General features: G+C 70.5%; 15 protein-coding genes. 12 read left to right on the forward strand and 3 right to left on the reverse strand.

Going from position 1 to position 21,480, the window contains the following annotated elements:
• Positions 1-63: 63 nt before the first annotated feature.
• Positions 64-1,554 carry an amidohydrolase family protein gene (locus tag ACZ5LB_RS19930; protein ID WP_464603956.1) on the reverse strand — a complete coding sequence of 497 codons (1,491 nt, stop codon included), beginning with the start codon at positions 1,552-1,554 and terminating at the stop codon, positions 64-66.
• A gap of 340 nt (positions 1,555-1,894) precedes the next feature.
• On the opposite strand from ACZ5LB_RS19930, the gene ACZ5LB_RS19935 reads away from it, so the two are divergent.
• The 7 genes from ACZ5LB_RS19935 to ACZ5LB_RS19965 all read left to right on the forward strand — a co-directional run bounded on the left by ACZ5LB_RS19935 (position 1,895) and on the right by ACZ5LB_RS19965 (position 10,268).
• Positions 1,895-3,451 carry an ABC transporter ATP-binding protein gene (locus ACZ5LB_RS19935; RefSeq protein ID WP_464603957.1) on the forward strand — a complete coding sequence of 519 codons (1,557 nt, stop codon included), beginning with the start codon at positions 1,895-1,897 and terminating at the stop codon, positions 3,449-3,451.
• Positions 3,441-4,499, forward strand: coding sequence for an ABC transporter permease (locus ACZ5LB_RS19940; RefSeq protein ID WP_464603958.1), 1,059 nt, complete (start codon positions 3,441-3,443; stop codon positions 4,497-4,499). The genes ACZ5LB_RS19935 and ACZ5LB_RS19940 overlap by 11 nt, the downstream gene beginning before the upstream one ends.
• 9 nt (positions 4,500-4,508) lie before the next feature.
• Positions 4,509-5,441, forward strand: coding sequence for an ABC transporter permease (locus ACZ5LB_RS19945; RefSeq protein WP_464603959.1), 933 nt, complete (start codon positions 4,509-4,511; stop codon positions 5,439-5,441).
• Between the two features lie 39 nt (positions 5,442-5,480).
• Positions 5,481-6,569 carry a BMP family ABC transporter substrate-binding protein gene (locus tag ACZ5LB_RS19950; RefSeq protein WP_464603960.1) on the forward strand — a complete coding sequence of 363 codons (1,089 nt, stop codon included), beginning with the start codon at positions 5,481-5,483 and terminating at the stop codon, positions 6,567-6,569.
• A 114-nt stretch (positions 6,570-6,683) separates the two neighbouring features.
• A complete protein-coding gene (locus tag ACZ5LB_RS19955) occupies positions 6,684-8,924 on the forward strand; it encodes a xanthine dehydrogenase family protein molybdopterin-binding subunit (RefSeq protein WP_464603961.1) in 2,241 nt (746 codons plus the stop codon).
• The gene (locus ACZ5LB_RS19960) at positions 8,917-9,396 is read left to right on the forward strand and encodes a (2Fe-2S)-binding protein (protein ID WP_464603962.1); all 480 of its coding nucleotides are present in this window, start codon (positions 8,917-8,919) and stop codon (positions 9,394-9,396) included. The genes ACZ5LB_RS19955 and ACZ5LB_RS19960 overlap by 8 nt, the downstream gene beginning before the upstream one ends.
• Positions 9,393-10,268 (forward strand): FAD binding domain-containing protein, encoded by an 876-nt coding sequence (locus ACZ5LB_RS19965; RefSeq protein WP_464603963.1) that lies wholly within the window; start codon positions 9,393-9,395, stop codon positions 10,266-10,268. The genes ACZ5LB_RS19960 and ACZ5LB_RS19965 overlap by 4 nt, the downstream gene beginning before the upstream one ends.
• A gap of 3 nt (positions 10,269-10,271) precedes the next feature.
• Here ACZ5LB_RS19965 and ACZ5LB_RS19970 read toward each other — a convergent pair whose 3' ends face one another.
• Complete coding sequence (locus ACZ5LB_RS19970; RefSeq protein WP_464603964.1) at positions 10,272-11,675, reverse strand: pyridoxal phosphate-dependent decarboxylase family protein; 1,404 nt, start codon at positions 11,673-11,675, stop codon at positions 10,272-10,274.
• Between the two features lie 341 nt (positions 11,676-12,016).
• Between ACZ5LB_RS19970 and ACZ5LB_RS19975 the strand changes: the two genes are divergently transcribed.
• On the forward strand, positions 12,017-13,150 hold the full coding sequence (locus ACZ5LB_RS19975; RefSeq protein WP_464603965.1) for an MFS transporter: 1,134 nt from the start codon (positions 12,017-12,019) through the stop codon (positions 13,148-13,150).
• Positions 13,151-13,174: 24 nt separating this feature from the next.
• On the opposite strand, the gene ACZ5LB_RS19980 is transcribed toward ACZ5LB_RS19975, so the two are convergent.
• Positions 13,175-14,560 (reverse strand): lipase family protein, encoded by a 1,386-nt coding sequence (locus ACZ5LB_RS19980; RefSeq protein WP_464603966.1) that lies wholly within the window; start codon positions 14,558-14,560, stop codon positions 13,175-13,177.
• Between the two features lie 220 nt (positions 14,561-14,780).
• On the opposite strand from ACZ5LB_RS19980, the gene ACZ5LB_RS19985 reads away from it, so the two are divergent.
• The 4 genes from ACZ5LB_RS19985 to ACZ5LB_RS20000 all read left to right on the forward strand — a co-directional run bounded on the left by ACZ5LB_RS19985 (position 14,781) and on the right by ACZ5LB_RS20000 (position 21,470).
• Positions 14,781-15,548, forward strand: a complete 768-nt coding sequence (locus ACZ5LB_RS19985; protein ID WP_464603967.1) for a dienelactone hydrolase family protein — start codon at positions 14,781-14,783, stop codon at positions 15,546-15,548.
• A gap of 176 nt (positions 15,549-15,724) precedes the next feature.
• A complete protein-coding gene (locus ACZ5LB_RS19990) occupies positions 15,725-18,130 on the forward strand; it encodes an acyl-CoA dehydrogenase (protein ID WP_464603968.1) in 2,406 nt (801 codons plus the stop codon).
• A complete protein-coding gene (locus ACZ5LB_RS19995) occupies positions 18,127-19,431 on the forward strand; it encodes an acetyl-CoA C-acetyltransferase (RefSeq protein WP_464603969.1) in 1,305 nt (434 codons plus the stop codon). The genes ACZ5LB_RS19990 and ACZ5LB_RS19995 overlap by 4 nt, the downstream gene beginning before the upstream one ends.
• Positions 19,431-21,470 carry a 3-hydroxyacyl-CoA dehydrogenase NAD-binding domain-containing protein gene (locus tag ACZ5LB_RS20000; RefSeq protein ID WP_464603970.1) on the forward strand — a complete coding sequence of 680 codons (2,040 nt, stop codon included), beginning with the start codon at positions 19,431-19,433 and terminating at the stop codon, positions 21,468-21,470. Before ACZ5LB_RS19995 ends, ACZ5LB_RS20000 begins: the two co-directional genes overlap by 1 nt.
• The last annotated feature ends 10 nt before the right edge of the window (positions 21,471-21,480 follow it).

Below are 21,480 nucleotides of genomic sequence, written 5' to 3' on the forward strand. Positions count from 1 at the left end.
ATTTTCCAAAAAATTACTTGTTGGAAAAATACTTACAGTTTTCGGCCGGCTGGATGGGCCGGATCAGGCGTGGGCGCCGGTTCCCGTCACCTCGGGGGCCTGCGCGCGGTGGTCCGCGAACCACTCCGAGAGGGCCTGCACCTTGGCGAAGATGGCCTCGGGGCGGGTGCCGTCCCGCCACGGGAGGAGCTGGCCGTCCAGCTTCAGCACCGCGCCGTGGGCCACCACCGCGTCCACCTCCGAGCCGTCCGCGGCCCAGAGGAGGTTTTCCGTGACGTTGTCCAGGCGCGTGGGCACCAGGTTGGGCCGGGCCAGGTCCATCAGGACCCAGTCCGCCTGGCGCCCCGGGGCCAGCTCGCCCTGGTTGAGGCGCAGGATCCGGCTGGGCGCCACGGTGATCATCTCCAGCAGCTGCTGGGAGGGCAGGAGGGTGGCGTCCTGGTGCAGGGCCTTCTGGTACTGGGAGGCCAGGCGCGCCGCGGCCAGGATGTTCTGGTTGTCGGCCGAGCCCGAGCCGTCGGTGGAGATGGCCACGGGCACGCCGGCGCGCAGCATGTCGATGAGGGGCGGCATGCCCGAGCCCAGGATGGTGTTGGCCAGCGGGTTGTGCACCACCGCGGCGCCGCTGCGGGCGATGAGCTCCACGTCCCGGGGGCCGCAGTTCACCTGGTGGGCCAGGACGGTGCCTTCGTCCAGGATGCCGATCTCCTGGAAGTACTCCACGGGCGTCAGCCCGGGCTCGATGGATTCGGTGAACCACTTCGTGGTGCGCGGCTCCTCGGAGCTGTGGATGTGGAAGAGGGTCCCGTGCTCCCGGGCCCAGGCCTTCTGGGGCACCAGCACGGCGCGGCTGTTGGAGAAGCACTGGTCGGGGCCGGGGACGAAGCGCGTGCGCCGGCACCGGGCCTGGATCTCCAGGGCCTTGTCGAGGCGCGCGACGGCGTCCCCCGGCCCATCCAGAAGCTCTTTCGCGTAGAACCGGTCCTGCCCCCCCACCGCCACGATCATGGTGGTGCCCGCGGCCTCGTTGGCCTCGGCGATGTCCTCCAGGTGGTACTTGTTCCAGTTGCAGTGGTGGACCATGGTGGCGGTGATGCCGTAGTGGATGTCGCAGAGGCGCGCCATGCGGTAGGTGGCGGCCTGGGGCGTGCAGCCCAGGCGCTCGCGCAGCTCGTCCCGGCGGGCGTTGAGGAAGCCCGTGAAGGGGTTCACGGCGTGGTCGAGCCAGGCGGTGAGGGGCTCGTCCCGGGCGATGCCGATGAGGGGCTGCTCGTGGTCGTGGCCGTGGGCCTTCACGAAGGCGGGGAGCAGGACCATGTCCTGCATGGGGATGGGGTCGCCGGAAGGCACCTCCCTCCGGGTGTGCAGGACGCGCAGCCGGGTGCCCCAGGTTTCCGCCAGGCGCCGGCCCACGGCGGCGTCGTAGGGCCCGGCCTCGAGGATCTCCCCGTCCCGGGCGAGGACGTAGCCGTCCTGGATGCGCCGGGTCCGGTCCGGTGCGGCCAGGGGGAGCATGAACCGGCAACGGCAGACGAGAAGGTCGGGCTCGCTCATGGGGGCTCCTGGGGTGTGACGGCCATCATTTTCCGGCAGGGTTCATCCCCGTTATTGAAGGGAATGTTAACGTTGGGCATCCGCCTTGCGGGTGGGGTACGGCTGGGTGATTTCAGACTGAAAATATTTTGACACGATGGTCTCTTTTTTGTTTATCCTCACTTGCATACCGCATCCAGTGACTCTTTCTCTTCCACCCCGCCTTGAAGCGACCTCTCGGTCATAATTTAGGGCAAAGCCAGTGGGTTGGTGAAATTATCAATTCATACGGCGACTTGCCCGAAGGGCGGGACTCGCCTGCAAGTGGCCGCACCGAACGTCAGCCTGTGTGGGATCACCAATGCCGAACGCGCCATCCGAGACACCGCGGCTAGTCATCAAAGGGGTGAGCAAGATCTACCCCTCTGTCATCGCCAACGACAACGTCGACCTGACGATCATGCCCGGCGAGATCCGGGCGGTGCTGGGCGAGAACGGGGCCGGAAAATCGACTTTGATGAAGATCATCTACGGCGTGACGCACCCGGACAAGGGTGAGCTCCTCTGGGAGGGCAGCCCGGTGACGGTGCAGAACCCCGCCCACGCCCGGGAACTGGGCATCGGGATGGTATTCCAGCACTTCTCCCTGTTCGAGACGCTCACCGTCGCCCAGAACGTGGCCCTGGCCGTGCCCGGGCGGCTCGACCTGGCCGGGCTCTCCAAGCGGATCGAGGAGATCTCGGAGAAGTACGGGCTGCCGGTGGACCCGCGCAGGCTCGTGCACGCCCTGAGCGTCGGCGAGCGCCAGCGGGTGGAGATCATCCGCTGCCTGCTGCAGAACCCCCGCCTGCTCATCCTGGATGAGCCCACCTCCGTGCTGACCCCCCAGGCGGTGCGCAAGCTCTTCGAGACGCTGCGCCAGCTGGCTTCGGAAGGCGTGAGCATCCTCTACATCAGCCACAAGCTGGACGAGATCCAGGAGCTGTGCCACACCGCCACGGTGCTGCGCAACGGCCGGGTCACGGGCCACTGCACGCCCTCCCAGGAGACGCCGAAGACCATGGCCCGCCTGATGATCGGCGAGGACCTGCCCACCTTCCACCACGGGGAACCCGAGGAGGGCCGGGAGGTGCGCCTGCGCATCGACGGCCTATCCGTCAAGTCGGAGGACCCCTTCGGCGTGGACCTCGAGGACGTGTCCCTGGAAGTGCGCAGCGGCGAGATCGTGGGCATCGCGGGCGTCTCGGGCAACGGCCAGCAGGAGCTGCTGCGGGCCATCTCCGGCGAGGAGCCGGTGCCAGACAAGCGCTGGATCCACGTCTGCGGCGTGCCCGCGGGCCGCATGAACGCGTCCCGGCGCCGGGCCCTGGGCATGTGCTTCGTGCCCGAGGAGCGCCTGGGGCGTGGGGCCGTGCCGCGGCTTTCCCTCACGGACAACGTGCTGCTCACCGCCTTCCGCCGGAAGATGGTGCGCTTCGGCATGATCCGCCGGAAGGCGGCCAAGACCTTCGCGGACGACTGCATCCGGCTTTTCGACGTGAAGTGCGGCGGCGCGGCCAGCGAAGCCAAGTCCCTTTCGGGCGGCAACCTCCAGAAATTCATCGTGGGCCGCGAGATCCTCCAGGAGCCCAAGGTCCTGGTGCTGGCGCAGCCCACCTGGGGCGTCGACGTGGGGGCGGCCTCCTTCATCCGCCAGCAGCTGCTCGGCCTCCGGGAGAAGGGCACCGCGGTGCTGGTGATCTCCGAGGAACTGGACGAGCTGTTCGAGATCTGCGATCGACTCGTGGTGATCGCCAAGGGCCGCCTTTCACCTTCCAAGGCCACCTCGGAGACCGGGGTGGAGGAAGTGGGCGTCTGGATGAGCGGAATGTGGCCCGGGGCGGAACCGGCCAAGGATGAGGCTCCCCATGTGGCTTAAGTTCGAACAGCGTCCCGAACCCTCCCGGCTCATGCGCTACCTGTCCCCGCTCCTGGCGGTGGGACTGATGGTGGCCTCGGGCATGCTCCTCTTCCACCTCCTGGGCAAGAGCCCGGTGGAGGGGTTCAAGGTCTTCTTCCTCAACCCCATCCAGGACAAGTACGGAATCGCCGAGCTGTTCCTGAAGGCGACGCCGCTCATCCTCTGCGCGGTGGGCCTGGCGGTGGGGTTCCGGGGCAACATCTGGAACATCGGCGCCGAAGGCCAGCTGCTCATCGGCGCCCTGGCCGGGGGCGGGCTGGCCCTCCACTTCCACGACACCAACAGCATGCTGCTGCTTCCGGCCATGATCGTCGCCGGGGCCCTGGGCGGCATGTTCTGGGCCGCCATCCCGGCCTGGCTGCGCACGCGGTTCAACGCCAACGAGATCCTCACGAGCCTGATGCTCGTCTACATCGCCGAGCTGATCGTGTCCTGGCTGGTGCACGGCCCCTGGATGGACCCCGACGGGTTCAACTTCCCCCAGACGCGGCTCTTCCAGGCCAAGGCCACCATGCCCATCCTGGTGGAGGGCACCCGCGTCAACGCCGGGCTCTTCATCGCCCTGGGGGCGCTGATCGCGGGCTGGATCTTCATGAACCGGAGCTTCATGGGCTACCAAATGAAGGTCGCGGGCCAGGCGGAGAACGCCGGGCGCTACGCGGGCTTCTCGGCGCGGCGGACGGTGTGGATCGGCATGCTGGTGGGCGGCGCCATGGCCGGCATCGCGGGCGTGGCGGAGATCTCGGGCCCCGTGGGGCAGATCACCGAGCACATCTCGCCGGGCTACGGCTTCGCGGCCATGATCGTGGCCTTCGTGGGCCGCCTTGACCCCGTGGGCATCCTCTTCTCCGGGCTCCTCATGGCCCTCCTCTACCTGGGCGGGGAGCAGGCCCAGCAGTACCTGGCCCTCCCCTACTCCATCTCGAAGGTCTTCCAGGGCCTGCTGCTGTTCTTCCTGCTCTGTTCGGACGTCTTCATCACCCACCGCATCCGCTGGAAGAAATAGGAGATAGTCATGCAGCCGAGTCTCCTTTCCGCCATCCTGTTCGCCACCATCGTGGCGGGGACGCCGCTGATCATCGCCGCCGTGGGCGAACTGGTCACCGAGAAGTCCGGCGTCCTGAACCTGGGCACCGAAGGCATCATGTCCATGGGCGCCGTGGCCGCCTTCGCCGTGACGGTGCACACCGGCAGCCCCGTCCTGGGCATCCTGGCCGGGATGGCGGCGGGCATGGCCATGGGCCTCATCTTCGCCGTCGCGGCCCTCACGTTCATGGCCAACCAGGTCGCCTCCGGGCTGGCGCTCTCCATCTTCGGCGTGGGGCTTTCGGCCTTCATCGGCAAGCCCTACGAGTCCCAGGCCCTGCCCAGCGTCGCCACCTGGAACGTGCCCGTCCTGCACAAGCTGCCGCTGGTGGGCCACGCCTTCTTCGAGCACCAGGGCCTGGTGTACTTCTCCTGGGTGCTCCTGGCCGCGGTGGCCTGGTTCCTGTACCGAAGCCGCCTGGGCCTGGTGCTCAGGGCCGTGGGCGAGGCCCCCGTTGCCGCCCATTCGGTCGGTTACAACGTGGTGCGCATCCGCTACCTGGCGGTCCTGTTCGGCGGGGCCATGGCGGGCATCGCCGGGGCGTTCCTGTCCGTTTTCCACACGCCGCTCTGGGTGGAGGGCATGGTGGCCGGCCGGGGCTGGATCGCGCTGGCGCTGGTGGTGTTCGCCACCTGGCGGCCCGGCCGGGTCATGGTGGGCGCCTACCTGTTCGGCGGCTGCATGATCACCCAGATGTTCGTCCAGGGTTCGGGCATGCACCTGAACATCCCGTCCCAGTTCCTTTCGGCCCTGCCCTACGCCGCCACCATCATCGTGCTGGTCATCATCTCCCACAACAAGGCTACGATCCGTCTCAATTCCCCCGCTTCGCTCGGCCAGCCCTTCAGCCCCGAGGCCTGAACTCCCTTCACCCCACCCCAATCCTTCTGGAGGAATCAAATGAATTCCCGGAAAAACGTCCTGACCACCCTGGGCGGCCTGATCGCAGCCTCCGTCCTCTCCGCCGCCGCCCCCACCCAGGTGGGCTTCGTCTACGTCAGCCCCGTCGGGGACGCGGGCTGGACCTACCAGCACGACATCGGCCGCAAGGAGATGGAGAAGGCCATGGGCGGCCAGGTCACCACCAAGTTCGTCGAGAACGTCCCCGAGGGCGCCGACGCCGAGCGCGTGATCCGCGGCCTCGTCACGGGCGGAGCGAAGATCGTCTTCACGACCTCCTTCGGCTACATGAACCCCACCGAGAAGGTCGCCCGGGCCTTCCCCGACAAGTTCTTCTTCCACTCCACCGGCTACAAGACCGGCCCCAACATGGGCATCTACAACGCCCGGTTCTATGAAGGCCGCTACCTGTGCGGCGTCATCGCCGGCAAGATGACCAAGTCGAACATCGCGGGCTACGTGGGCGCCTTCCCCATTCCCGAAGTGATGCAGGGCATCAACGCCTTCACCCAGGGCATGCGCAGCGTCAACCCCAAGGCCGAGGTGCGCGTCATCTGGGTGAACTCCTGGTTCGATCCCGGCAAGGAGCGCGAAGCCGCCCTCACCCTGATCTCCCAGGGCGCCGACATGGTCACCCACCACACCGACTCCACCGCCATCGTCCAGGCCGCGGAAGAGAAGCACAAGGAGAACAAGAACGTCTACGCCTTCTCCTACCACTCCGACATGAGCAAGTACGGTCCCACCGCCCAGCTCACCGGCACCACCCACCACTGGGGCGCGTTCTACACCAAGACCGTCAAGGAAGTCCTGGCCGGCACCTGGAAGGGCACCAACGTCTGGGGCGGCTTCAAGGAGGGCATGATCAAGCTGGCCCCCCTCAACAAAGCCATTCCGGCCAACGTCAAGGCCATGGTCGAGAAGGAGCAGAAGGCCATCGAGACCGGCAAGCATCATCCCTTCGCCGGCCCCGTCGTCGCCCAGGACGGCAAGGTCAAGGTTCCCAAGGGCAAGAACATGACCGATGCGGAACTGGGCGCCATGGACTACTACGTCCAGGGCGTGGCCTCCACGCTGCCCAAGAAGTAGCCGAAACGCTCCGTAGGATCCGGCGGGCGCCGGGGGGGATTGGCCTCCCGGCGCCCGCTGGGCCATACTGGAGCCTGCAGATGAGTTTCAGGCGCAGGATCCAGGGAGGTGCACGTGATCGGGGCTTCTACCATTCGGAAGGAAGGGCGGGGCAAGGTCATGGGCTCGGCCGCGTACGCGGATGACGTGGACCTGCCGGGATGCCTGCTGGGCATGACGGTCCGCTCCCGGTGCGCCCGGGGCGTGCTCAAGGGCATCACCCTCCTGGAGGGTGTCCCCTGGGACGAGATCACGGTGGTGACCGCCGCGGACATCCCCGGGAAGAACTTCGTGGCGGGCCACGTGGACGACCAGCCCTTCCTGGTGCCGGTGGGCGGCACCATCGCCCACGCCGAGCAGCCCGTCCTCCTCCTGGCGCACCCGGACCGGGCGGTGGCGGAGAAGGCCCGCCGCCTGGTGAAGCTGGACGTGGAGGAGCTCCCGCCCCTGCTGGACATCGAGGAGGCCCTGGCCTGCGTCCGGGTCATCCACGGCGACCGGAACGTCCTCAAGGAGATCCGCATCGCCAAGGGCGACCCGGAGCCGGTCTTCGCGCGGGCGGCGCACGTGGTGGAGGGGGTCTACCGCACCGGCGCGCAGGAGCAGCTCTACCTGGAGCCCAACGTCATGATCGGCACCGTGGAGCACGGCCCCGATGGCCTGGAGGTGACGGTTTCGGGCTCCCTGCAGTGCCCCTACTACGTGCACGACGCCATGAGGCAGCTCTTCGGGATCCCCGGCGAACGGGTGCGGGTGGTGGCCCTGGAGATGGGCGGCGCCTTCGGCGGCAAGGAGGACTACCCCTCGGTCATCGCCGGCCACGCCGCGCTGCTGGCCCTCAAGAGCGGCCGCTCCGTGAAGATCGCCTACGACCGCGAGGAGGACATGGCCGCCACCACCAAGCGCCACCCGTCCCGCACCCGCATCCGCTCCGCCTTCGACGACCAGGGCCGGCTCCTGGCCCTGGACATCGATTTCGCCCTGGACGGCGGCGCCTTCACCACCCTCTCGCCGGTGGTGCTGAGCCGGGGCGCCCTGCACGCCGCGGGGGTCTACCGCTGCCCCGACGTGCGGATCCTGGCCCGGGCCGTGGCCACCAACACGCCGCCCTGCGGCGCCTTCCGGGGCTTCGGTGCCCCCCAGAGCCTGTTCGCCATCGAGCGCCACATGGACGTCTGCGCGCGGCGCATGGGGATGGATCCCGTGGAGCTCCGGCGGCTGAACGTCCTCCGCCTGGGCGACACCATGGCCACCGGCCAGGTCATGCGCGAGGACCCGGGCCTGGAGGGCCTCATGGACCGCGCCATGGCGGCCATCGACTACCGGGCGCTGCAGAAGGCCTACGCCGTGCGGAACGCCTGGGACGACCCCGTCAAGCGGGGCGTGGGGCTCTCGGTGTTCATGCACGGCTGCGGCTTCACCGGAAGCGGCGAGGCCACCATGGCCTCCGTCGCCGGCGTGGAGGGGCGTCCGGACGGCACCGTGGCGGTGCTCGCGGCCTCCACCGAGATGGGCCAGGGCAAGAACACCGTCTTCTGCCAGATCGTCGCCGAGACCCTGGACCTGCCGGTGGACATGGTGGACATGGCCGAGGTGGACACGAAGTACGTGCCCAACAGCGGCCCCACCGTCGCCTCCCGCAGCACCATGGTGGTCGGGCGCATCCTGGAGGACGCCGCGCGGGGCCTGCGCCTCGCCCTGGTGCAGGGCGGGTTCCTGGCCGAGCCCTACACCCCGGAGGCCTTCCGGGAGGCCATGCGGGCCGCGCACCTGAAGCTGGGCTCGCTGAAGACCTACGGCCAGTACCGCGCCAACCCGGGCTTCGCCTGGGACGACAAGACCTACCAGGGCGACGCCTATCCCAACTTCTCCTGGGCCTGCTACGCGGCCGCGGTGGCGGTGGACCTGGTCACCTTCGAGGTGAAGGTCGAGGATTTCGCCACGGTGCAGGAGGTGGGCCGCGTGGTGAACCCCACGCTGGCCGCGGGGCAGATCCAGGGCGGCGTGGCCCAGGGCATCGGCTGGGGCCTCTGGGAGGAGGTCACCTTCCGGGAAGGCCGCATGGCCAACAACCAGCTCACCAACTACATCATCCCCACCGCCGCGGACCTGCCGCACATCCGGGTGGAGTTCCTGGAGGGGGGAAGCCCCTTCGGCCCCGGCGGCGCCAAGGGGATCGGGGAGCTTCCCATGGACGGCCCGGCCCCGGCCCTCCTCAACGCCCTGCGGGACGCCCTGGGCGACCTGCGCCTGGACGAGGTGCCCATGACGCCCGAACGGATCCTGAACCGCCTGGAGGAGGCCCGCCATGCCTGAGACCATTCAGCTCACCCTCCAGGTCAACGGCGTGCGCCGCACGGTGGACACCCATCCCATGGCCCGGCTCCTGGACGTCCTGCGGGACGGCCTGCGCCTGACCGGAACGAAGGAGGGCTGCGGGGAAGGGGAGTGCGGCGCCTGCTCCGTGCTGCTCAACGGCCGGGTGGTGAACAGCTGCCTCATCCCCGCCCTGCAGGCCCAGGACGGCGTGGTGGTCACCGTCGAGGGCCTGGCCGAAGGGGAGACCCTCTCGCCCATCCAGGACGCCTTCCTGGTCCACAACGCCGCCCAGTGCGGCTTCTGCACCCCGGGGATGCTCATCGCCGCCGACGACCTGCTCCGGCGCTGCCCCAATCCGGACAAGGAGCAGGTGCAGGCGGGCCTCGCGGGCAACCTCTGCCGCTGCACCGGGTATTCCAAGATCGTGGACGCGGTGCGCTCCGTGGCCCGGCAGGGGGAGGCCCGATGAGATCCTTCCTGCCCGACTACACCATCCAGGCTCCCGGCACGCTGGACGAGGCCCTGGGCATGCTGGCCGCCGAACCCGGCGCCTGGACCCCCATCGCCGGAGGCACCGACCTCATGGTGCTGTTCAACGCGGGCCGGCTTCCGGGGCGCAGGCTCCTGGACCTCTCCCGGATCTACGAGCTGCGCGGGATCGAGGACGACCCGGCACGGATTTCGCTGGGGTCCCTGATCACCTACACCGAGCTGCTGGAGCAGCGCGCCGTGCACCAGTTCTTCCCCAACCTCGTCAAGAGCGCCCGGGCCACGGGCGCCCTGGCGATCCAGAACCGCGGCACCCTGGGGGGCAACATCGTCAACGCCAGCCCCGCCGCCGACACGCCCCCGAGCCTCCTGGCCTACGGCGCCGAGGTGCAGCTGGTGTCCGTGCGGGGTTCCCGCTGGGTGGCCTACGACGCCTTCCACCAGGGCTACAAGAGGATGGACCTGGCCCCCGACGAGCTGGTGGCGCGCATCCGCCTGCCCAAGCCCCAGGGCCTGGGCTTCCACTTCTACCGGAAGGTGGGCACCCGCCAGGCCCAGGCCATCTCGAAGGTCTGCCTCGCGGCCTACGCCCGCATCCAGGACCGGGTCGTGACGGAGCTGCGGGTGGGCCTGGGATCCGTGGCCCCCGTGCCCCTGCGGGCGCTGCGCGCCGAGGCCGCCGTGGTGGGCCGCGCCCTGGACGCGCTGCCCCTGGAGGAGGCCCGCCAGGCGGTGCTGGAGGACATCTCCCCCATCGATGACATCCGCGCCTCCGCCCACTACCGGCAGGTGGTCACGGGCAACGTGCTGGTGCAGATGCTGAAGGAGCTGGGCGGGGCGCGCACAGCCTGACGTTTACGCCCCGGTCCCGTCCAGCCGGCCCATGAGGGCCGTGAGGTCCTCCCGGGTGGTGAGGGGGTTGATGAGCGTCGTGCGCAGCCAGGTGCGGCCCCGCAGCTGGGTCTTGACCAGGTGGAAGGAGCCTTCGCGGACGACGGCGTCCCGCACCGCGGACTGGCGCGCTTCGCCGCCCGGGGCGCGGAAGCAGACGATGTTGCCCTCGGGGCGCACCGCCAGCTCCCAGCCGGGCCTGTCCTGGATGGCGTCGGCGAACCAGGAGGCCAGGTCCACGCGCGATTCCAGATACCGGGCGAAGTAGTCGGTCCCGAGCACCTGGAGGGCCACGTAGAGGTCCAGGCTCAGGAAGCGCTTGGTGCACTCGAGGGTGCGGTGGGCGAGGTTGTACCACTCCTGGCGGGCGCTCCGGTCGAAGAGGTACGAGGCCTGCTGGCTGAACGTCTCGAAGGAGTGGCCCTCGTCCCGGAAGAGCACGGCCGTGGCCAGGGAAGGCATCATCAGCATCTTGTGGGCGTCGATGACCACGCTGTGGGCCCGCCCGATGCCCGCGAGGCGCGGGCGGAGCCGGTCGGAGACCAGGAAGGCGCCGCTGTGGGCGCCGTCCACGTGGAACCAGATTCCCCGCGCCTCGCAGAGGCCCGCGAGGTCCTCCAGCGGGTCGATGGCCCCGGTGGCGGTGGACCCCGCGCTGCCCACCACCGCCAGGACCCGGCGGCCCCGGGCCTGGGCGTCGTCCAGGGCCGCTTCCAGGGCCTCCGGGCGCATGCGGTAGCGCTCGTCGGTGGGCACCGCGATGACGTTGCGCCCGCCCAGCCCCAGCACTTGGGCGGAGCGGCGCACGGAATAGTGGGTCTGGTCCGAGGCCATCAGGCACAGGTCCATGGGCGCGCGGTACCCCTCTTCCCACACGTCGTGGGGCAGGGTGGCCTGGCGCGCCGCCAGCAGCGCCGTGAGGTTGCCGGCGCTGCCGCCGTGGGTGAGGATGCCCCCCGCCCGGGCCGGGTCGTAGCCCGCCAGGCCCGCGAACCACGTCACGAGGCTGCGTTCCATGGCCGTGGACACGGGCCCCATCTCGTAGACGGCGGTGCCGTTGTTCAGGAGGTCCCCCACCATGCCCAGGACCGCGGCGAGGGGCAGGGGCGCCGAGCATTGGTGCCCCACGTAGCGCGGGTGCTGCAGGTGGTGGGAATCCTTGAGCACCCGCCCGATGACCTCCAGGGGATCGGCCCCGCCCCCGGGGGTGAAGTCCGGGGGCCAGGCCAGGAGGGACGCCGCAGGTTCGCGCCAGGGCAGCACCGGCGGCGTGCGGCCCTGGACCTGGGCGAGGTGGTCGGCCAGGGCGTCCACGGCGCGGTGGCCGAGCGATCGGAAGGCTTCGGGATCGTAGGGGTTGTGGGGCATGGGTCCATCCTGCCACCTCCCGGTGCGAACCGACAGCCTCCTGGGGCCACTCAAGGCCAAGGAGGCTGTCCATGTATTACTCGGCCCCGCGACGGCACCTGGAAGCCCGATTATCGAGCGCAAGGCCCGCAGGAAATATAGGTCATATTTTCAAGGGACTTGCACACGAGAAGCGGGCTTCCAGGTGCCGCCCTTCGGGTGATGGCAGCGGCCACGGCAATCCCGCGTTACGCTCGTCGAACGATTACCCGAATCGCTCTCCTCGCGTGCCTTGTCTTGCCATGGCCGGTGCCATCATCGCGGGGCCGAGGAATACGTGGACAGCCTCCTAGGGGGTGGCCTTGAACCTGCGGATGGCGGCGCTGCTATTGGCCTTCCTGGTGATGGGCTTCGGGGACCTGAGGGGCAGCTTCCTGGGCATCGCCCGGGAGGTCTTCGGCATCTCCGCGTCCCAGGGCGCCCTGATCCCCCTCGCGGGGGCTTCGGCCTTCGCCCTCTGCGCGCTGCCGGTGGGCATGCTGGCCACCCGGAAGGGCAAGCGGTTCGTCCTCCAGGCCGGGCTCCTGGTCACCGCCGCCGCCCACGCCCTCCCCTGGGTGCTGCTCACCCGCTACGAACACCTCCTGGCCGCCATCTTCCTCATCGGCGTGGGGATGACGTTCCTGCTGGTGGCGGGCAACCCCCTCCTGAGGGACGTGACCGAACCCGAGCGCTATTCCCGGAACCTCACGTTCGCCCAGTTCTTCAAGAGCCTGGGCTCCATCGCCGGCCCCTACCTGCTGCCCGTGGGGGTGGCCCTGGGGCTCACCTGGAAGGGCGTGTTCCCGGCCTTCGCCCTGGCGTCCCTGGCGGTGTGGGCGGCGGTCACCTGGGCGCCCTTCCCGGCGGTTCCCGCCGAACGCCCCGCCACCCTGAAGGGCATGCTCGGCCTCCTGGGAGCCCCGGCGCTGCGGTGGAAGGTCCTGGGCATCTTCCTCTTCTCGGGCTCGGAAATGGGCATGAACAACTTCCTGGCCAGCCACCTCTGGCTCACCTTCGGCATGGATATCCGGAAGGAAGCCCTCACCCTGGGGCAGGGACTCTTCTGGGTGAGCCAGGGGGCGGGCCGGCTTTTGGGCGCCGTGGTCCTGGGGCGGATGGAGACCCGGCGCTTCCTGCGGGTGTGCGCGGTGGCGTGCCTGGTGGGCCTGGGCGGCCTGATCCTGGGAACCCGGGAGGTGGCGGTGGCCTCCGTGGCGCTCTGCGGCATGGCCTTCTCCAACATCTGGCCGTGCCTGTTCGCCCTCACCCTGGAGGCCCGGCCCGAACGGTCCTCCGAGATCGGAGGCCTGGCGGTGATGGCCAACGTGGGGGGGGCCGTGTTGCCGCTGCTCATGGGGGTGGTGACCGACGCCAGCGCGGTCCGCTGGGCCTTCCTGGTCCCCCTGGGTGCCCTGGCCTACGTGGCGGGGCTGGCCAGGTCCCGCCCGGCGTGAGGCGCGGCGCATCACCCGCCCGGGTCAGGGGCACGGGGCCGGCGGCGCCTTGGCGGTCTTGTAGATCCAATCGAAGGCCGCCGGGATGGCCAGCAGCGCGCCCTTCACGTGGGTGATCCCGTCCCCGGGACGGCCCAGGGGCAGGAAGCTGATGAGCCCGGCGGGGTCCCCGCCCCGTTCGCGCACCGCGTCCTCCAGGAGCCTCCGGGCGGCCAGGGTGTTCTGCAGGGGCACGTCCTGATCGTCGGGGCTCTGGCAGAAGAGGATGGGCCGGGTGGGGGTCCAGCCCGCGGCCACGTCGTTCTCCTCCAGGATCCCGCGCACCGGGCTCGTGGCGAAGGCCGGGTCCTCCAGGTCCCGGGCCACCCAGTCGGGGTTGAGCAGGTCGCGCAGGACCACGGTCCCCGGGGCGCGCCCCATGCGCGCCGCGATGCGGCTGTCCACCAGGAGCCCGTCCGTGAGCCCGTTGGACCATTGGAGGATGTTCCCGTCCTCCCGGGTGGCCAGCAGACGCGGGTTCAGCGTCACCAGGGGGTTCATCACCCCGCCGTAGACCGCATGGTAGCCCAGGAGCACATAGGGGATGAAGAACGGGTGCCGGAAGGGCTGGTCCCGGGCGAGGATCTGCCTCCGGGTGGTGCCGGAGACGTCGAAGGGGCCCGCCATGCAGGCCGACCCCGCCAGCTGGAAGCCCAGGTCGCCGCCGTAGGCGTCCCGGTGGGTCTCCATCTCCCGCGCGGCGGCCAGGGAGGCGTACCCGCCTTCGGAATAGCCCATGAGGAAGATCCGTCCGTCCCAGGCGTACTGGCCGTCGGCCACGAAGGGATCCTCCGAGAAGCGGTCCCGGATGGCCCGGATCCCGTCCACGATGGCGTAGGCCAGCGATTTCCCATGACAGTAGGGGTGGAAGGAGGATCCGTCCCCCCCCATGCCCGGCTGGTCTGGCATGGCCACGGCGAAACCATAGTAGGCGGCCGCCGCCGCCCCCAGGATCCATTCGTGGCCGCCGAATCCGGAGGCCACGCCGTCCTTCACGAGGGAGGTGCCGTGGCTGTAGATGACGATGGGCATGCGGCGGTTCGCGCCCAGGCGCCAGGCCGGGGGGAAGAAGATCCGGCCGCTCTGGTGGATGGGCGCGGTGCGCTGCCGGCCCCCGTCGTCCAGGAGGGGGCGGCCCAGGTCGTCGTAGAGGGGCTTGCGGGCCGTGTAGTCGAACAGCGAGGAATGGACCACCCAGTCCGGCACCCGGGGCCCCGCCCATTTTTCGATGAACTGGGCGCAGGTGAGGAAGGTGCTCCAGCAGGCGGGATCCACCGGGCGGGTGGGAAGCAGGACGCGGGGCGCCCGGGCGCCCAGGGGCGCGGCAAAAACAGCCAGGGCGAAGCCCAGGGCCTTGATAGGGCGTTTCATCTTCGGAATGCTCCGTGGGATAGGGTTCTGAAAAGGGGGCGTTGAAACCGGGCCTCGGGGGCCCGGCCCTGATTGTTACCGCCCGGGGTCCGGCCTGTCGACTCCCAAATGACGATTTATTGCTCTTATTATCCATTCAATAATCAGGGCCCCCTGCCGGAAAAATACCGCGAGGGTGCGGTCAAAGGGGAGTAGGCTTCCTCAATCGTCCGGAGGCCCCATGCGATGCGCCCACCTCTCCCTTGCCCTGGCCGCCCTCCCCATGCTGGCCGGCCAACCCCTCGCCTATCGGGATGGCTCCACCCGCCTCGCGGGCTACCTGGCCACCCCCGCCGCCCGGAAGGGCAAGGTCCCCGGCATCGTCATCATCCACCAGTGGATGGGCCCCACGGATCACGAGCGCCGCACCGCCGACGAACTGGCGAAACTGGGCTACGTGGCCCTGGCGGCCGACATCTTCGGGGAAGGGGCCGCGCCCAGGGACACCCGGGAGGCCGGGGTCCTGGCCGGCACGTTCAAGGGCGACCGCGCCCTGTACCAGCGGCGGATCCGGGCGGCCCTGGACGCCCTGAAGGGGCAGGCCTCGGTGGACCCCGGGCGCCTGGCGGTCATCGGCTTCTGCTTCGGCGGCACCGGCGCCCTGGAGGCCGCCCGGGCCGGAATGCCGGTGAAGGGCGTGGTCTCCTTCCACGGAGGCCTGGACGCCCCCGCCGACCGCGCCGTGGCGCCCATCGCGGCCAAGATCCTGGTGTGCCACGGCGCCGACGACCCCTTCGTGCCCGCCAAGGACGTGGCGGCCTTCCACGAGGAGATGCGCAAGGCGAAGGCGGACTACACCTTCATCGCCTACGGCGGGGCGGTCCATGCCTTCACCCAGAAGGAGGCCGGCAACGACTCGTCCAAGGGTGCGGCCTACCAGGAAGCGGCGGCCCGGCGCAGTTGGCAGCATATGAAGGACTTTTTCATCGAGTTGTTCGCCCGTCCTTGAAAAAGTGAAAATGCTATCTGGATACAGGCATCGTTAATTAATGTCAAAAACAACCAAAAAGCATTGATATTCATTAAAAAAATGAAGCGAAACCGTTGAAAAATGCGGCTTGCCGCCGACCCCAACCTGAGTAGACTGGCTTCACCCGATCCCCACCCACCTCCAAGGGAATTGCGATGATCCAGTTTTACGCAGCGGCCACGTTAATCGTCATCGCCTTTACCTTCGCCTACTTCCGGGCGGGGTTGGCCCTGTGGACGGCCCTGGCGGCCGCGGTCCTCGCGGCCTGGGAGGCGTGGGCCGGAGCCCCGCCGGCGGCCTGGGCCGCCTTCGCCGCCGCGGCCCTCGTCCTGAACCTGCCCCCGCTGCGCCGGGCCCTGCTCATGCGGCCCCTCCTGGCCGTCTTCAAGGGCAAGCTGCCGCCCCTCTCCCGCACGGAGCAGGAGGCCCTGGAGGCCGGAACGGTCTGGTGGGACGGCGAGCTCTTCAGCGGCCGCCCCGACTGGGCCCGTCTCCTGTCGCGGCCCGCCCCCGTCCTCACCGCCGCGGAGCAGGCCTTCCTGGACGGGCCGGTGGAGGAGCTCTGCGGCATGCTGGACGACTGGCGCATCGTGGAGGACCTCAAGGACCTGCCCCCCGAGGTGTGGGCCTTCCTGAAGGAGAAGGGCTTTTTCGGGATGATCATCCCGAAGGAATACGGGGGCCTCGGGTTCTCGGCCCTGGCCCACTCCCAGGTGATCATCAAGCTGGCGGGGCGCAGCGCCGCCGCGGTGGTGACGGTCATGGTGCCCAATTCCCTGGGGCCCGCGGAGCTGCTGAACCACTATGGCACCGAGGCGCAGAAGAACCACTACCTGCCCCGCCTGGCCCGGGGTATCGACCTCCCCTGCTTCGCCCTCACCTCCCCCGAGGCCGGCAGCGACGCCGCCTCCATCCCGGACACCGGCGTGGTGTGCCGGGGCGCCTTCGAGGGACGGGAGATCCTGGGCATCCGCCTGAACTGGGAGAAGCGCTACATCACGCTGGGCCCCGTGGCCACCCTCCTGGGGCTGGCCTTCCGGCTCACCGACCCCGACCGCCTCCTGCCCGAGGGCAGCGAAGGCATCACCTTGGCCCTCATCCCCACCTCCACCCCGGGCGTGGTCATCGGCACCCGGCACGACGCCATGGGGATCCCCTTCCAGGTGGGGCCCAACTGGGGCCGGGACGTCTTCATCCCCGTGGACTGGATCATCGGGGGCGCGGCCCAGGCGGGCCGGGGCTGGAAGATGCTCATGGAGTGCCTGGCCGCGGGGCGGTCCCTGTCGCTGCCCGCGCTCTCCACGGGCGGCGGCAAGATCGTCGCCCTGGTGGCGGGCGCCTACGCCCGGGTCCGCAAGCAGTTCCGCCTGCCCATCGGGAAGTTCGAGGGCATCGAGGAGCCCCTGGCCCGCATCGCCGGCAACGCCTACGTCATGGACGCCGCACGCACCATGACCTGCGGCGCCCTGGACCAGGGGGAGCGCCCCTCGGTCATCTCGGCCATCGTGAAGTACCAGTGCACGGAGCGCAGCCGCCGGCTGATCTGCGACGGCATGGACGTGCTGGGTGGCAGCGGCATCTGTCTGGGCCCCCGGAACATCCTGGGCCGGGCCCACCAGGCCATCCCCATCAGCATCACGGTGGAAGGCGCGAACATCCTCACCCGCACGCTCATCATCTTCGGGCAGGGGGTCATCCGCTGCCACCCGCACGTGCTCAACGAGATGCGCGCCCTGCGCCATGAGGACGCCCTGGGAGAGTTTGACCACCACATGGGCGCCCATGTCGCCTTCACCCTGTCCGTGGCCGCGAGGGCGCTGTTCCACGGCCTCACGGGCGGGAGGCTGGCCCGGGCCCCGGGGGGCCCCGCCCGGCGCTTCTACCAGCGGGCCACCCGGTATTCCGCCGCCTTCGCCCTGGCGTCCGACATGGCCCTGCTCACCCTGGGCGGCGGCCTGAAGCGCAAGGAGAAGCTCTCGGGCCGGTGCGCCGACATCCTCAGCAACCTGTACCTGGTTTCCGCCTGCCTCAAGCAGTTCGAGGACCGGGGCCGCCCGGCGGGGGAATGGCCGCTCCTTCGTTGGGCCTGCGAGGACGGGTTCCAGAAGATCGAGGAGGCCTTCGACGGCCTGTTCCGGAACCTGCCCAGCCGGCCTGCGGCTTGGTTGCTCCGCGGGCTCATCTTCCCCACCGGGCGTCACGCCAAGGGGCCCAGCGACCACCTGGGCCACCGCCTCGCGTCGATCCTGATCGAGCCTTCGGCGGTGAGGGACCGCCTCACCGCCGGCGCCTTCGTGCCCATGGACCCCCGGGAGCCGGTGGGCCGCCTGGAGGACGCCCTGCGCAAGGTCATCGCCGCGGAACCCGTGGAGAAGAAGCTCTGGGCCGCCGTGGGCAAGGGCCTCCTGGCCGCGGGGCCCGACGATGCCCTGCTGGCGGCGGGGATCAAGGCCGGCATCCTCACGGGCCCGGAGGGGGATACCCTGCGCCGGGCCCTGGAAGCCCGCCGCGAGGCCATCCGCGTGGACGACTTCACCCGCATCGGCCAACCCAAGGAATGACCATGGGAGCCTACGCGGGGGGGCGCCCCGTCCACATCGTCGACGGGGCGCGCACGCCCTTCCTCAAGGCCCGCGGCGCGCCGGGCCCCTTCCGGGCCTCGGACCTGGCCGTGGCGGCGGGCAGGGCCCTTCTCGCCCGCCAGACCTTCCGGCCCGAGGACCTGGACGAGGTGATCCTCGGGTGCATCGTTCCCGGCCCCGACGAGGCCAACATCGCGCGACTGGTGGCCCTGCGCCTGGGGTGCGGGAAGGCGGTGCCCGCCTGGACCGTGCAGCGGAACTGCGGCTCGGGCATGCAGGCCATCGACGCCGCTGCCCTGGACATCGCCTGCGGCCGGGCCGACCTGGTGCTGGCGGGGGGCACGGAAGCCATGAGCCAGTCCCCGGTGCTCTTCAGTGACGGAATGGTTCGGGTGCTGGCGGACCTGGCCCGGGCCCGGACCCTGTGGGCCAAGGTGCGGGCCGCGGCCCGGTTCCGCCCGGCCCACCTCAAGCCGGTCATCAGCCTGGCCCGGGGCCTCACGGATCCCCTCGCTGGGCTGAACATGGGCCAGACCGCGGAGCTGCTCGCCAACCGCTTCGGCCTCACCCGGGAACGCATGGACGCCTACGCCCTGGCCAGCCACCAGCGCCTCGCCCGGGCCCAGGACGAAGGCCGCCTGGAGGAGTTGGCCCCCCTCGCCGGCGCGGACGGCGCCTTCCGCGACCGGGACGAGGGCCTGCGGCGGGACGCGGACCTGGCGGGGCTGGGGCGCCTCCGGCCCGCCTTCGATCCCCCCCACGGCCGGGTCACCGCGGGCAACAGCGCCCAGGTCACGGACGGTGCCGCCTGCCTCCTCCTGGCCAGCGAGGAGGCCATGGTCCGCCACGGGCTCAGGAGCCTGGGGCAGGTGGCGGACTGCCAGTGGGCGGGCCTGGAGCCCAGCCAGATGGGCCTGGGCCCGGTGCACGCCATGGCGCCCATCCTCCGCCGGAACGGTCTGCGCACCGGCGACGTGGACTTCTGGGAGATCAACGAGGCCTTCGCCGCCCAGGTCCTGGCCTGCCAGGAGGCCTGGGCGGACGCGGACTACTGCCGAGAGGAACTGCACGCGCCCCCCTTCGACCCCATCGACCCCGCGCGCCTGAACGTGGACGGGGGCGGCATCGCCCTGGGCCACCCCGTGGGCTGCAGCGGGGCCCGCATCGTGCTCCACCTGCTCCACGTGCTCAGGCGGAACGGCGCCCGCCGGGGCCTGGCCAGCCTGTGCATCGGCGGCGGGCAGGGCGGGGCCATGCTCCTGGAACGGGAGGGCGCGTGATGCCCCCCGGATTCGAAGGGTTCAGGCACTGGCGGGCGGAGGCGGACGGAGAGGGCTTCCTGCATCTGGTCCTGGACCGGGCCGACGCAACCGCCAACACGCTTTCCGCCCAGGTGATGGAGGAACTGGACCGGGTGCTGGACCGGGTGGCCGAGGGCTCGTGGAAGGGGTTGACCCTGCGCTCGGGCAAGGCCGGCGGGTTCATCGCGGGCGCCGACGTTTCGGAATTCGAAGGCCTGGCCCAGGGCGGGGAGGCCGCGGCGCGGATCCGCCGCGGGCAGGGGGTCTTCGCAAAGTTGGAGGCCCTTTCCGTGCCCACGGTGGCCCTGGTGCACGGCTACTGCCTGGGGGGCGGCCTGGAACTGGCCCTGGCCTGCCGGTACCGGGTGGCCTCCGACGCCCCGGAAACCCGCCTGGGCCTGCCGGAGGTCCTGCTGGGCATCCACCCGGGCTTCGGCGGGACCGTGCGCCTGGCGCGCCTCCTGGGCCCGGCGGCGGCCCTGGACCTGATGCTCACGGGGAGGACCCTCCCGGCCCCCAGGGCGCGCGCCCTGGGCCTCGTGGACGAAGTGGTGCCGGAGCGCATGCTCGCCTTGGCCGCCCTCGCCGCCCTGCGCCGCGCCGCGCCGCCCCGGCGGGCCCCGTGGGTGCGGCGGCTGCCCGGCGTGTGGCCGCTGCGGCCGCTCCTGGCCCGGTTCCTCCGGAGCCGGGTGGCCCGGGCGGCCCCCCCGGCCCGCTACCCTGCGCCCACCGCCCTCATCGGCCTATGGGAGGCCCAGGCCCGGAATCCGGAAGACGCCTACGCCGCGGAGGCCCGGTCCGTGGCCCAGCTCATCGCCGGCCCCACCTCCCGGAACCTGGTCCGGGTCTTCCAGCTCCAGGAGCGGCTCAAATCCCTCGGCCGGTCGGATCATCCCCCGGCGCGCTTCGTGCACGTGGCGGGGGCGGGCGCCATGGGCGGCGACATCGCGGCCTGGTGCGCCCTCCAGGGACTCCAGGTGACCGTCCAGGACCTGGACGGCCGCCGCCTGGCCCAGGCCATGCGGCGCGCCGCGGAACTCTTCCGCCACAAGCTCAAGGATCCCCGCCTTGTGGCCGCGGCCCTGGACCGCATCGGTGGGGACCTGGCCGGCGATGGCGCCGCCCGGGCCGACGTGGTCATCGAGGCCATCTTCGAGGACCCCGAGGCCAAGCGTGCCCTGTACCGCACCCTGGAGCCCCGCATGCGCCCCGGAGCCCTCCTGGCCACCAACACCTCCTGCATCCCCCTGGAGGAGCTGGCCGGCGCCCTGGCGCATCCCGAGCGGTTCGTGGGCCTCCATTTCTTCAACCCCGTGGCGCGCATGCAGCTGGTGGAGGTGGTGTCCATGGCCACCACGCCGGCCGAGGTCACCGAGCGGGCGCTTGCCTTCGTGGGCGCCATCCGGCGCCTACCCCTGCCCGTGCGGAGCACCCCGGGCTTCCTGGTGAACCGCATCCTCATGCCCTACCTCCTGGAGGCCGTGGCCCTGGAGGGGGAGGGCGTGCCGGCCCAGGAAATCGACCGGGCGGCCCTGGCTTTCGGCATGCCCATGGGGCCGGTGCACCTGGCCGACACCGTGGGCCTGGACGTCTGTCTTTCCGTGGCCCGGATCCTGGGGGCCACCTTCGGCACCCCCGTGCCCCGGCGCCTGGAGGACCTGGTGGCCGCGGGGCGCCTGGGCCGCAAGACCGGCCGGGGGTTCTACGACTACCGCGGCGGCCGTCCCCGCATGCCCCGGGGACCCCTGCCCACGCCGGGCGGGCCCGTGGAGCAGCGCCTGGTCCTCCGGCTCCTGAACGAGTCGGTGGCCTGCCTCCGGGAAGGCATCACCCTGGACGCGGACCTGCTGGATGCCGGCATGATCTTCGGAACCGGCTTCGCCCCCTGCACGGGCGGGCCCATCCACCACAGCCGCAACGAGGGGGCCGAGGTGCAGCGGGCCCGCCTGGAGGGCCTGGAACATCGCCTGGGCGGCCGGTTTGCGCCCGACCCCGGATGGGCGGGCCTGGCCGATTGAGGCGTCCCGG

Source organism: Mesoterricola sp. MK458, assembly GCF_055384935.1.

Coding starts and splice junctions, on each gene's coding strand:
- ACZ5LB_RS19930 (WP_464603956.1), bottom strand. CDS start 1,554: ATGAGCGAGCCCGACCTTCTCGTCTGCCGTTGCCGGTTCATGCTCCCC.
- ACZ5LB_RS19935 (WP_464603957.1), top strand. CDS start 1,895: ATGCCGAACGCGCCATCCGAGACACCGCGGCTAGTCATCAAAGGGGTG.
- ACZ5LB_RS19940 (WP_464603958.1), top strand. CDS start 3,441: ATGTGGCTTAAGTTCGAACAGCGTCCCGAACCCTCCCGGCTCATGCGC.
- ACZ5LB_RS19945 (WP_464603959.1), top strand. CDS start 4,509: ATGCAGCCGAGTCTCCTTTCCGCCATCCTGTTCGCCACCATCGTGGCG.
- ACZ5LB_RS19950 (WP_464603960.1), top strand. CDS start 5,481: ATGAATTCCCGGAAAAACGTCCTGACCACCCTGGGCGGCCTGATCGCA.
- ACZ5LB_RS19960 (WP_464603962.1), top strand. CDS start 8,917: ATGCCTGAGACCATTCAGCTCACCCTCCAGGTCAACGGCGTGCGCCGC.
- ACZ5LB_RS19965 (WP_464603963.1), top strand. CDS start 9,393: ATGAGATCCTTCCTGCCCGACTACACCATCCAGGCTCCCGGCACGCTG.
- ACZ5LB_RS19970 (WP_464603964.1), bottom strand. CDS start 11,675: ATGCCCCACAACCCCTACGATCCCGAAGCCTTCCGATCGCTCGGCCAC.
- ACZ5LB_RS19980 (WP_464603966.1), bottom strand. CDS start 14,560: ATGAAACGCCCTATCAAGGCCCTGGGCTTCGCCCTGGCTGTTTTTGCC.
- ACZ5LB_RS19985 (WP_464603967.1), top strand. CDS start 14,781: ATGCGATGCGCCCACCTCTCCCTTGCCCTGGCCGCCCTCCCCATGCTG.
- ACZ5LB_RS19990 (WP_464603968.1), top strand. CDS start 15,725: ATGATCCAGTTTTACGCAGCGGCCACGTTAATCGTCATCGCCTTTACC.
- ACZ5LB_RS19995 (WP_464603969.1), top strand. CDS start 18,127: ATGACCATGGGAGCCTACGCGGGGGGGCGCCCCGTCCACATCGTCGAC.
- ACZ5LB_RS20000 (WP_464603970.1), top strand. CDS start 19,431: ATGCCCCCCGGATTCGAAGGGTTCAGGCACTGGCGGGCGGAGGCGGAC.